The organism is Mycobacterium persicum (assembly GCF_002086675.1).
Taxonomy (GTDB): Bacteria; Actinomycetota; Actinomycetes; order Mycobacteriales; family Mycobacteriaceae; genus Mycobacterium; species Mycobacterium persicum.
This window is the reverse complement of sequence record NZ_MVIF01000033.1, coordinates 37,024-48,647: the sequence shown is the minus strand read 5'-3', so window position 1 is coordinate 48,647 and position 11,624 is coordinate 37,024. Positions and strand designations below refer to the sequence as shown.

Annotated in this window: 10 protein-coding genes; 7 read left to right on the top strand and 3 right to left on the bottom strand. The window is 68.4% G+C overall.

Going from position 1 to position 11,624, the window contains the following annotated elements:
• Positions 1-60 precede the first annotated feature (60 nt).
• Both BST40_RS12730 and BST40_RS12725 read left to right on the top strand, forming a co-directional pair.
• Positions 61-870, top strand: coding sequence for a pentapeptide repeat-containing protein (locus BST40_RS12730; protein WP_083154431.1), 810 nt, complete (start codon positions 61-63; stop codon positions 868-870).
• Between the two features lie 58 nt (positions 871-928).
• A complete protein-coding gene (locus tag BST40_RS12725; RefSeq protein WP_075546259.1) occupies positions 929-1,324 on the top strand; it encodes a hypothetical protein in 396 nt (131 codons plus the stop codon).
• A 148-nt stretch (positions 1,325-1,472) separates the two neighbouring features.
• Here the strand turns inward: BST40_RS12725 and groL are convergent, their stop codons facing one another.
• The 3 genes from groL to BST40_RS12710 all read right to left on the bottom strand — a co-directional run bounded on the left by groL (position 1,473) and on the right by BST40_RS12710 (position 5,316).
• Positions 1,473-3,095, bottom strand: coding sequence for a chaperonin GroEL (gene groL / locus BST40_RS12720; RefSeq protein WP_075546260.1), 1,623 nt, complete (start codon positions 3,093-3,095; stop codon positions 1,473-1,475).
• A 242-nt stretch (positions 3,096-3,337) separates the two neighbouring features.
• A complete protein-coding gene (locus BST40_RS12715; RefSeq protein WP_075546261.1) occupies positions 3,338-4,777 on the bottom strand; it encodes a flavin-containing monooxygenase in 1,440 nt (479 codons plus the stop codon).
• Positions 4,768-5,316 (bottom strand): VOC family protein, encoded by a 549-nt coding sequence (locus BST40_RS12710; RefSeq protein WP_240316558.1) that lies wholly within the window; start codon positions 5,314-5,316, stop codon positions 4,768-4,770. The genes BST40_RS12715 and BST40_RS12710 overlap by 10 nt, the downstream gene beginning before the upstream one ends.
• Here BST40_RS12710 and BST40_RS12705 point away from each other — a divergent pair.
• The 5 genes from BST40_RS12705 (at position 5,315) to BST40_RS12685 (ending at position 11,399) form a co-directional block, all read left to right on the top strand.
• Positions 5,315-6,277, top strand: coding sequence for an SDR family NAD(P)-dependent oxidoreductase (locus BST40_RS12705; RefSeq protein WP_075546262.1), 963 nt, complete (start codon positions 5,315-5,317; stop codon positions 6,275-6,277). The genes BST40_RS12710 and BST40_RS12705 overlap by 2 nt on opposite strands.
• 16 nt (positions 6,278-6,293) lie before the next feature.
• Entirely contained in the window at positions 6,294-7,499 is a 1,206-nt protein-coding gene (gene moeA / locus BST40_RS12700) for a molybdopterin molybdotransferase MoeA (protein WP_075546263.1), read from the top strand.
• Between the two features lie 95 nt (positions 7,500-7,594).
• Positions 7,595-8,359, top strand: a complete 765-nt coding sequence (locus BST40_RS12695; RefSeq protein WP_082275323.1) for a phosphatidylserine decarboxylase — start codon at positions 7,595-7,597, stop codon at positions 8,357-8,359.
• Positions 8,356-9,216: a CDP-diacylglycerol--serine O-phosphatidyltransferase gene (gene pssA, locus BST40_RS12690; protein ID WP_075546264.1), complete on the top strand. Its 861-nt coding sequence runs from the start codon at positions 8,356-8,358 to the stop codon at positions 9,214-9,216. The genes BST40_RS12695 and pssA overlap by 4 nt, the downstream gene beginning before the upstream one ends.
• Positions 9,213-11,399, top strand: coding sequence for an AAA family ATPase (locus tag BST40_RS12685; RefSeq protein WP_083154430.1), 2,187 nt, complete (start codon positions 9,213-9,215; stop codon positions 11,397-11,399). The genes pssA and BST40_RS12685 overlap by 4 nt, the downstream gene beginning before the upstream one ends.
• Positions 11,400-11,624 lie beyond the last annotated feature (225 nt).

The following is an 11,624-nucleotide window of genomic DNA, read 5'->3' as shown; positions in this document are numbered from 1 at the left end:
TTGTCGATGGACGTGTTCGCCATGCCCGGCTAGTTCTCCGAGGGCTTCTCGTACTCGTGCATGTGCTACATCGGCCTCGTCATGACGGGCAACAACAACGTCGGCATGGGCAACCTGGGCAATAGCAACCTCGGCTTCGGCAGTACCGGCAATCATGACGTCGGTGTTGGGCTGACCGGCAATAACCAGGTCGGTTTCGGCGGCTTCAATTCCGGTAGCGGCAACATCGGCTTCGGCAACTCCGGCACCGGCAACATCGGCTTTTTCAACTCCGGCAACGGAAACCTGGGAATCGGCAACTCGGGCTTCCTCAACAACGGGTTTGGGAACTCGGGAAACATCAACACCGGCTTCGGCAACGGCGCCATGAGCGCGGGCCTGTGGCAATCAGTGCTGCAGAACAACGTGCCGGGCACGGCCGGCCTGGACGCCGGCTTGGCCAACTCCGCGAGCTACGCAACCGGTGGCACGGCAACCTTGAGCTCGAGCATTCTCAGCTCCGCCCTCGGTCAGACGGGCGGCGTGCACCCGGGTCTGGCAAACGCGCTCAACCCGGCCCCGGCCACACCCCCGGCGGCGACGCCGATCACTCCTCCCGCGGCAGTTGACCCCGGGGCCGCGAACAGCGGCGGCGCCACTGCCGGCACCGGCTCGCCGGCGAATGCCGGGCTGCGCAACCCGGGTAGCGGGTACACCGGTTTCTACAACTCGGGCAGCAACGACTCGGGTGTGCGCAACGCCCCGGTCCGTGAGCCGGTCAGCGGCGCTCCGGGCGTTCCCGGGTCGGGCATCCCCAAGTCGACCTTCTACCCCAGCCGCGAACCTGCCGACCCCGGCACCGGCATCAAGCTGCCGGTTCGGTCCGACTAGCCCGACTAGCCCAGCAGCGCCCATCGGCCCGTCTTTACCGGCGCCTATCCTCGATTGCATGGGCGCCAAAAAGGTAGACCTCACGCGGCTGGCCGCCGCCTTGGCCGATTATCCCTTCGCCTACCTGATCACCGTCGATGACGACTACCGCGCGCACACCGTGACCGTCGAGCCGGTACTGCGCGGGGTCGTCCTCGACGTGGGGCTGGTCGGCGGAGGAACCCGCAAGAACCTGGCGCAGCGCCGCGACGTGACGCTGCTATGGCCCGCGCGTGAGCCCGGCGGCTATTCGCTGATCGTTGACGGCAGCGCTGAAGTAGCACAAGCCGGTGAGGAGACCGTCCGTCTGGGGGTGGTGCCCACCCGCGCGCTGCTGCACCGCGAGGCCGACCCCGACTCCCCCGCAGCGGCCAAAGGCTGCCGCCACGACTGTGTGGTGTTCTCGGCGCCGTAGCGTGCCCTGCGCGCGTGTCCAGTCTGCGGCCATTGCGTCGAAACTGCGGTGGGCGTCTAGGTTGGCCCGGTCCTGCAGCCGGGTACGCAGTCTCGGCGCGCGAAAAAGCCCGGCCTGCAAAAGCAGGCCGGGCTTTTCGTACCGGGACTTAGAAGTCCATGCCTCCCATGTCGCCGCCACCGGGCATGGCGGCCTTTTCCTTCTCGGGCTTGTCGGCGACGACGGCCTCGGTGGTCAGGAACAGCCCCGCGATGGACGCCGCGTTCTGCAGCGCCGAACGGGTTACCTTGACCGGGTCGGCAACGCCGGCCTTGAGCAGGTCCTCGTACACACCGGTCGCGGCGTTGAGGCCATGCCCCGCGGGCAGGTTACGGACCTTCTCGGCGACCACGCCGGGCTCCAGGCCCGAGTTGAACGCGATCTGCTTCAGCGGGGCCTCCAGCGCCACCTTGACGATGTTTGCCCCGGTGGCTTCGTCGCCCTCGAGCTTGAGCTCGTCCAGCGTGGGCGCGGCCTGCAGCAGGGTTACGCCGCCGCCGGCGACGATGCCCTCCTCGACGGCCGCCTTGGCGTTGCGCACCGCGTCCTCGATGCGGTGCTTGCGCTCCTTGAGCTCCACCTCGGTGGCGGCACCGGCCTTGATCACCGCAACACCGCCGGCCAGCTTGGCCAGGCGCTCCTGCAGCTTCTCGCGGTCGTAGTCGGAGTCGCTGTTCTCGATCTCGGCGCGGATCTGCGCCACCCGCCCGGCGATGGCGTCGGAGTCACCGGCGCCCTCGACGATGGTGGTCTCGTCCTTGGTGACGACGACCTTGCGAGCCTTACCAAGCAGGCTCAGGTCGGCGTTCTCCAGGGTCAGGCCGACCTCCTCGCTGATCACCTGACCGCCGGTGAGGATCGCCATGTCCTGCAGCATCGCCTTGCGGCGGTCACCGAAGCCGGGCGCCTTGACCGCCACCGACTTGAAGGTGCCGCGGATCTTGTTGACGACCAGGGTGGACAGCGCCTCGCCCTCGACGTCCTCGGCGATGATCAGCAGCGGCTTGCCGGCCTGGATGACCTTCTCCAGCAGCGGCAGCAGGTCCTTGACGGTGGACACCTTGGAGCTGACCAGCAGGATGTAGGGGTCCTCCAGAACTGCTTCCTGACGCTCGGCGTCGGTGACGAAGTAGCCGGAGATGTAGCCCTTGTCGAACCGCATACCCTCGGTGAGCTCGAGCTGCAGGCCGAAGGTGTTGGACTCCTCGACGGTGATGACACCCTCGTTGCCCACCTTGTCCATCGCCTCGGCGATCAGGTCGCCGATCGACTGGTCACCCGCGGAGATGGCCGCGGTGGCAGCGATCTGCTCCTTGGTCTCGACCTCCTTGGCGCCCTTGAGCAGCGTCTCGGTGACCTTCTCGACTGCCTTCTCGATGCCGCGCTTCAGGCCCAGTGGGTTGGCGCCGGCCGCGACGTTGCGCAGGCCCTCTTTGACCAACGCCTGCGCGAGCACAGTGGCCGTGGTGGTGCCGTCGCCGGCGACGTCGTCGGTCTTCTTGGCGACTTCCTTGACCAGCTCGGCGCCGATCTTCTCGTACGGGTCCTCCAGTTCGATCTCCTTGGCGATGGAAACCCCATCGTTGGTGATCGTGGGGGCGCCCCACTTCTTCTCCAGGACGACGTTGCGACCCTTGGGTCCCAACGTCACCTTTACCGCGTCGGCGAGGGCATTGAGGCCCCGCTCGAGGCCGCGACGGGCCTCTTCGTCGTACGCAATTGTCTTGGCCATTGCGAAGTGATTCCTCCGGATTGGGAATGAAACTGGGGCCGCCGGGTGACGACCACCCCGTTACTTACGCTGGCCGGGCGCAGTGCCCGCGACGGACGATCGCAGCTGTTGCGGCTGGACCTCACCGTCCCGACCTAGCACTCGCCGGTGGAGAGTGCCAACGTCATTCTTAGCACTCGCCCATGCCGAGTGCAAGGAAGGGGTCGGTGATCGATTCCGGCAGCCTTCGCGCCCCGCATCACCTACTGGATCCAGTAGTCGCCGGGCACCATGGCGCGGGTGCGCTCGAAGAACGTCCGGCCGCTGTAGGGCAGTTGGGTGACGACCTTCCCGCTGGGATGCCGGAAGTAGTTGGCACACGCCAGCCACACCTTGCCTTCCATGGCGGCCTGGATCTCGTCGTTGTAGCGCCGCTGCGCCGCGGGCGTCACCTCGACGGTGCGCGCCCGGCGGCCGGTCAGCACGTCGAGGATGTGGCGGATGAAGGTCGTCTGCGCCTCGTGGATGTAGATGATCGAGTTGACCCCATTGGTGTTGGGGCCGTAGAGCATGAAGAAGTTCGGATACCCGGCGACCAGGGTGCCCAGATACGCCTCCGCGCCGTCGCGCCAATCCTCGCGGAGCCGACGGCCGCCGGTCCCGTAGACGTCGATGCTGGCCAGGTAGTCGGCGGCGTGAAACCCGGTGCCGTAGATGACGGTGTCGACGCGATGTTCGACGCCGTCGACGGTGCGCACGCCGTGTTCGGTCAGTTCGGCGATAGCGGTGGTTTCCAGGCTGACGTTGGGCAGCGAAAACGTGGGGTACCAGTCGCGCGACATCAGTGGCCGTTTACAGCCGACCGGATAGTCCGGAGTCAGCTTGGCGCGCAGTTCGGGGTCGGCCACCTTGCGCAGCAGGTAGCCGCGGGCCAGTTCGGTTGCCTCCCTGGTCTGCGCCGCGTCGATGTCGAAGCTGGACGACTCGTAGGAGTCGAAGGCCTCGTCGCGAAGTTTCCGGGCGGTGGCCGGGTCGCGCTCGAACAGCTCCTGCTGCTCGGCGGTGAACGGGATGTCGAATCGCGGGGAAATCCAGATCGGGGTCCGCTGGAACACGGTCAGGTGCGCGGCCTGCGCGGCGATCGCCGGCACGTACTGGATTGCGCTGGCGCCGGTGCCGATGGACGCCACCCGCTCGCCCGCCGTCGACTTGGTGTGATCCCAGCGCGCCGAATGGAACTGCCGGCCGCGAAACCGTTGCGCCCCTGGGATATCCGGGATGTTGGGCACGTCGAGCATCCCGACGGCGCTGATGAGGACGTCGGATTCATGCCGGCGGCCGTCGTCGGTGGTCAGCATCCAGCGCTTGCGGGCATCTGACCAGCGTGCCGTGGTGACCGCGGTGTTGGGCCGCAGCTGGGCCTGCAGTCCGTAGTCGGCAGCGACCTTCTCCAGATAGGCCAGGATCTCCGGCTGGTTCGCGTACGTCTTACTCCAGCGCGGGTTGGGCGCGAACGAATACGAGTACAGGTGCGACGGCACGTCACAGGCCGCGCCCGGGAACGTGTTGTGCCGCCAAGTGCCGCCGAAGCCTTCGGCGCGGTCGAAGATGGTGAAGTCGTACCCGCCGCCGGCGAGTTGGATGCCCATCGCGATGCCGCCGGCGCCGGCTCCGATCACCGCGACCCGCGGCTTCAGTGCCATTGCGCGAAATAGGGTCGTTCCGGCCGGCTCTTCTCGACCAGAATGAACACCACTCCCCACGGGTCGGCGAACCACGTGGTGCGGACCCGCGCCACCTCGGCGATCCCGTCGACCAGAAAGCGCACCCCTTTGCTTTCCAGGTCGGCGCGGGTGGCGTCGAGATCGTCGCAGATCAACGCGACGTGCGTCAGGCCGTGATCGCTCAGGGCCGCCGCGGCCCGTTGATCGGAACCTTCGACGTTGAGGTACTCGATGACCTCGAGGACGCGGTCGCCGTCGCCGGGCAGGCCGACGATCGCCGCCTTCATCGTGGGGTCGGACACCAGCTCGCCCATGTCGTCGCGAATGGCGTTACCGCCGATGACGAACGGTGGCGAGAGCACTTGCAGGCCCAGTACCTCGCGATAGAACGCCACCGCGGCCGCACAGTCGGGTACGCAGATGCCGGTGTGCGCCAAACCGGTAATCACGTTCTCAACTTTACTCAGGCCGTAGCGCCGGGCGCCGCCGTTGACGCCACTGAGTATCTTGTGCCCCATGACCTCTGACGTCTCGAAAAACGCCACGGCGAACCGCAAGTGGTCGCGAGCCGACATCCCGGATCAAAGCGGCCGGGTGGCCGTCGTCACCGGCGCCAACACCGGCCTGGGCTACCACACCGCCGCGGCGCTGGCCTTCCGTGGCGCGCACGTGGTGCTGGCGGTACGCAACCTGGAGAAGGGCAACGCCGCCCTGGCGCGCATCGTCGCCGCCGCGGGCCGAAATGCCCAGAAAGTAGACGTCACGCTGCAGCAGCTCGACCTGGGCTCGCTGGGTTCGGTGCGCGCCGCCGCCGAGGCGCTGCGTTCGGCGTATTCCCGGATCGACCTGCTGGTCAACAACGCCGGGGTGATGTGGACGCCCCGGCAGGTCACCGAGGACGGGTTCGAGATGCAGTTCGGCACCAACCATCTCGGTCACTTCGCGCTGACCGGCCTGCTGCTCGACCGGCTGCTGCCGGTGCGCGGTTCGCGGGTGGTGACGGTCAGCAGTCTGGGCCACCGGATTCGCGCCGCGATCCACTTCGACGACCTGCAATGGGAACAACGCTACGACCGCATCGCCGCCTACGGCCAGTCCAAACTGGCCAACCTGCTGTTCACCTACGAGTTGCAGCGCCGGCTGGCGGCAGATCCCAAGGCCGCCACCATCGCCGTCGCCGCCCACCCGGGCGGCTCCAACACCGAATTGGCGCGCCACCTGCCGCGGATTGTGCGACCGCTGTCCAACATCTTCGGGCCGGTGCTGTTCCAGAGCGCGGAGATGGGTGCGCTGCCGACACTGCGGGCCGCCGCCGACCCGTCCGTCAAGGGCGGGCAGTACTACGGTCCCGACGGTTTCGCCGAGCAACGCGGCCACCCCAAGCTGGTGCAGTCCAGCGCTGCCTCACACGACGAGGAGCTGCAACGCCGGCTGTGGGCGGTCTCCGAGGAACTGACCGGCGTCCACTTCCCGGTCTAGCGACCATAATGGCCGGGTGCGATCAGTAGCAGAACACCAGTTCATCGTCACCGACATGATCCGAGCACGTCCGGCGGTGACGGTTGCGCTCAGCGAAGCCCAGGGCCTGGTCCTGGCCGGCGACGTGATCGCTCCGCTGTCGCTGCCGGTGTTCGACAACTCGGCGATGGACGGGTACGCGGTTCGCGCCGAGGACACCGCGGGCGCGACGGCCGAGCATCCGGTGACGTTGCCGGTGGCCGAGGACATCCCAGCCGGGCGCACCGACGAACTGCGGCTGGCACGCGGCACCGCGCACCGCATCATGACGGGCGCGCCAATGCCGTCCGGTGCCACGGCTGTCGTCCCCGTCGAAGTCACCGACGGCGGGGTGCAGACGGTGGCGATCCGACAGCGGGCCATGCTGGGTAAGCACATCCGGCGCGCCGGCGAAGACGTCGCCGCCGGCACCACCGTGCTGCACGCCGGCCAACATGCGACGCCGGCCGCGCTCGGTTTGGCCGCGGCCCTGGGACTGCCCGAACTGACCGTGATTCCGCGCCAACGGGTGCTGGTGATCTCCACCGGATCCGAACTGGTGCCGCCGGGCAACCCGCTGCGGCCGGGGCAGATCTATGAGTCCAACGCCGTCATGCTGGCCGCCGCGGTGCGCGACGCGGGTGCCATGGTGGCGGCCACCGAGACCGCCGGCGACGACGTCGCGCAGTTCGCCGCGATCATCGAGCGCCGCGCGGCTGACGCCGACCTGATCATCACCAGCGGCGGCGTCAGCGCCGGGGCGTACGAAGTGGTCAAAGACGCCTTCGGGCGGGCCGGCGACCAGGGCGTGGAATTCGTCAAGGTGGCGATGCAGCCCGGGATGCCGCAGGGCGTCGGCGTGGTGGCGGGCACACCGATCGTGACCCTCCCGGGCAATCCGGTGAGCGCGCTGGTGTCCTTCGAGGTGTTCATCCGGCCGGCATTGCGCATGGCCATGGGTTTTCCCGATGCGTTCCGGCCGCGGCGGGCCGCGATGCTGACCGAGTCGGTGACCTCGCCGCGCGGCAAACGGCAGTTCCGGAGGGCGGTGCTGGACGCCGACAGCGGACAGGTCACCAGTTACGGCCCGCCGGCCTCCCACCATCTGCGCTGGCTGGCGTCGGCCAACGCGCTGCTGGACATACCGGAGGACGTCGTCGAGGTGTTCGCCGGAACCGAGGTGCAGGTCTGGGATCTGTCCTGATCTCAGTCCGCCGATCAGCGGCGGTCCCATCAGTTAGCCAGGGCCACCGGATCGACTCGGACACACCGCACGCCCGCCTTCCGTAAGATGACCGCGTGGCACGACGCCCCCGCCCTTCCGCTCAGGAGGGCACCTCCTTTCCGGAACCGACGTTGAGCCCGCAGCACCTGCTGGCGTTGGTGCGATCCACCGTTCCGCCGATCCACCCGGCGGGGCGGCCGTTCATCGCTGCCGGCCTGGCAGCGGCGTCGGCCGCGATTCTGGGTCAGGCCGCCACCGGACGTGATCTTCGCTGGCTGCGCCGGACGGGTCTGCTGGCCGCGGGTGCGTCTGCGGGCTTTTTCCGGCACCCCTCCCGGGTATCGCCGACCCGGCCGGGCGTCATCGTCGCGCCGGCGGACGGCGTGATTTGCGTGATCGACTCCGCGGCACCGCCCGCCGAACTCAGCATGGGCGCCGCACCGCTGCCCCGGGTCAGCATCTTCTTGTCGATTTTCGACGTCCACGTGCAGCGGTCACCGGTGAGCGGCGAAGTGATCGCCGTGCAACACCGGCCCGGTCGCTTCGGATCCGCTGACCTGCCCTCGGCCAGCGCCGACAACGAACGCACCAGTGTGCGGATCCGCACCTCTAGCGGCTCGCAGGTCTCAGAGGTCATAGTCGTGCAGATCGCCGGGTTGGTGGCACGCCGCATCGTGTGCGACGCACACGTCGGGGACAAGCTGTCGATCGGTGACACCTACGGCCTGATCCGGTTCGGCTCGCGGCTGGACACCTACCTGCCGCCCGGCGCGGAGCCCGTGGTCAGGGAGGGTCAGCGGGCGATCGCCGGCGAGACTGTACTGGCCGAGCTGCCATGACCACCAAGCCTCGGATCAGACGAGGGGTGAACCTGCATCTGTTGCCCAGTGCGATGACGGTGCTGTCCATCTGCGCGGGTTTGACCTCGATCAAGTTCGCCCTCGACCACAAGCCGATACCCGCGATGGCACTGATCGCCGTGGCCGCCATCCTCGACGCCCTCGACGGCCGGGTGGCCCGCATCCTGGACGCCCAGTCGCGGATGGGCGCCGAAATCGACTCCCTGGCCGATGCGGTCAACTTCGGCGTGACACCTGCGCTGGTGGTCTACGTAACGATGCTGTCCAAGTGGCCGGTCGGCTGGATGGTGGTGTTGCTGTATGCGGTATGTGTGGTGTTGCGGTTGGCCAGGTACAACGCGCAGCTAGACGACGGCACCTTGCCCCCCTACGCCAAGGAATTCTTCGTCGGAATGCCCGCACCGGCGGGCGCGGTGTCGATGATCGGTCTTATCGGCCTCAAATTGCAGTTCGGCGAGGGCTGGTGGACGTCGGTGTATTTTCTGGCCTTCTGGATCACCGGCACGTCGCTGCTCATGGTCAGTGCGATCCCCATGAAGAAGATCCACACCGTCGCGGTGCCGCCCAACCTGGCGGCCCCGCTGTTGGCGGTGCTGGCCATCGTGGCGGCCGCCTCCGTCCTGGCTCCTTACATCCTGATCTGGGTCATCATCATCTCGTACGTGTGCCACATCCCGTTCGCGGTACGCAGCAAGCGCTGGCTGGCCGAACATCCCGAGGTGTGGGGCGAAAAACCCAAGCAACGACGTGCCGCCCGGCGCGCGATCCGCCGAGCGCAACCGCACCGGCGGTCGATGGCGCGGCTGGGGCTGCGTAAGCCGGGCCGGCGGTTGTGACTCGTCCCGGTGATGCGTCGGCAACGCAGCTCACGCTGACTGCGCGGCTGAATACCTCGGCCGTCGACTCGCGCCGGGGTGTGGTGCGGCTGCACCCGAGCGCGATTGCCGCCCTGGGCATTCGGGAGTGGGACGCGGTATCGCTGACCGGGTCCCGAACCAGCGCAGCGGTGGCCGGCATGGCCGGCCCGCAGATTCCGGTCGGCACCATCCTGCTGGACGACGTCACGCTGTCCAACGCGGGAGTCCGAGAGGGCACCGCGGTGCTCGTCAACGCGGTCACCGTCTACGGCGCGCGAACGGTGACGCTGAGCGGCTCGACGCTGGCCTCTCAGTCGATCTCGCCGCTCACCTTGCGCCAAGCCCTGCTCGGCAAGGTGCTGACGGTCGGCGACGCGGTGTCACTGCTTCCCCGCGACCTGGGTCCTGGAACCTCCACGTCGACGGCCACCCGGGCATTGGCGGCTTCGGTCGGGATCAGCTGGACTTCGGAGCTGTTAACGGTGACCGGCGTCGATCCCGAAGGGCCGGTCAGCGTGCAGCCGAACTCCCTGGTGACCTGGGGCTCCGGGGTGCCCTACCGGGCGTCGACGGCCGCGGAGAAAGCCAGCGTCGCCACCCCGGAGATCCTGGTCGAAGAGCTCAAGGGCACCCAGCCGCAGGCCGCCAAGCTCACCGAATGGCTCAAGCTGGCGCTCGACGAGCCCCACCTGCTCAAGACTCTGGGGGCGGGCCCCAACCTGGGGGTGCTGGTGTCGGGTCCGGCCGGCGTCGGCAAGGTGACGTTGGTGCGCGCGGTGTGCGCCGGGCGCCGGCTGGTGGAGCTGGACGGACCGGAGGTCGGCGCGCTGGCTGCCGAAGACCGGCTCAAAGCCGTCGCCGCTGCCGTGAAGGCAGTCACGGCGGTGCGGGACGGCGGCGGGGTGCTGCTGATCATCGACGTCGACGCGTTGTTGCCGGCGACCGCCGAGCCGGTGGCCTCGCTGATCCTGGCCGAGTTGCGCACCGCGGTGGCCACCGACGGCGTGGCGGTGATCGCCACCACCGCCCGGCCCGACCAGATCGATGCGCGGCTGCGCGCACCCGAGCTGCTGGACCGGGAACTCGGTCTGCCGCTGCCCGACGCCGGCACCCGCAGGGCATTGCTGGAAGCGCTGCTCAAGCACGTCCCCACCGGCGACCTTGATCTCGACGAAATTGCCAGCCGCACACCGGGTTTCGTAGTTGCCGACCTGGCGGCGCTGCTGCGCGAGGGGGCATTGCGGGCCGCCTCGCGGGCCAGCGCGGACGGCCAGTCGCCGACGCTGAACCAGGAAGACCTGGTCGGCGCGCTGACCGTCATCCGGCCGCTGTCCCGCTCGGCCAGCGAAGAGGTCGCCGTCGGCAGCATCACGCTCGACGACGTCGGCGACATGGTCGAGGCCAAGCAGGCGCTGACCGAGTCGGTGTTGTGGCCGTTGCAGCACCCGGATACCTTCGCCCGGTTGGGGGTCGAGCCGCCCCGCGGGGTGTTGCTCTACGGCCCGCCCGGGTGTGGCAAGACCTTTGTGGTGCGTGCGCTGGCCAGTACCGGGCAGCTGAGCGTGCACGCGGTCAAGGGTTCCGAGCTGATGGACAAGTGGGTGGGCTCGTCGGAAAAGGCAGTGCGCGAATTGTTTCGGCGCGCCCGCGACTCCGCGCCGTCCCTGGTGTTTCTCGACGAAGTCGACGCGCTCGCACCTCGGCGCGGCCAAAGCTTCGACTCCGGAGTGAGCGACCGGGTGGTGGCGGCCCTGCTGACCGAGCTCGACGGCATCAACCCGCTGCGCGACGTCGTGGTGCTCGGCGCCACCAACCGGCCCGACCTGATCGACCCCGCGCTGCTGCGCCCGGGGCGGCTGGAACGCCTGGTGTTCGTCGAACCACCCGACGCGGCGGCGCGGCGCGAAATTCTGCGCACCGCCGGCAGATCGGTCCCGCTGGCCGCCGACGTCGACCTGGACGAGGTGGCCGCCGGGCTCGACGGGTACAGCGCCGCCGACTGCGTGGCCCTGCTCCGCGAGGCCGCCCTGACCGCGATGCGGCGTTCCATCGATGCCGCCGACGTCACCGCCGCGGACCTGGCCGCTGCCCGGGGAATCGTCCGGCCGTCGCTGGATCCGCTGCAGGTGCAGTCTTTGCGCGCGTTCGCCAAGACGTTGTGACGCCGCCCGGGGCCGGATGTTCGTCCTGCCCACCGCACTCGGAAATTCAGGGTGACCAGTGACCGGGAATGCCTGTCGACAAGTCGACTTGCGCAAGCCTTGGCTCTGTTCTCGGCCACACCACGCTCACCGAATCGATTGTCATGTCGCAGCATCGAGCGTGCGATGACGGCGTCGACTGTGCGCCCAGGGCGTCGACTGTGTATCCAGGGCGTCGACTGTGTA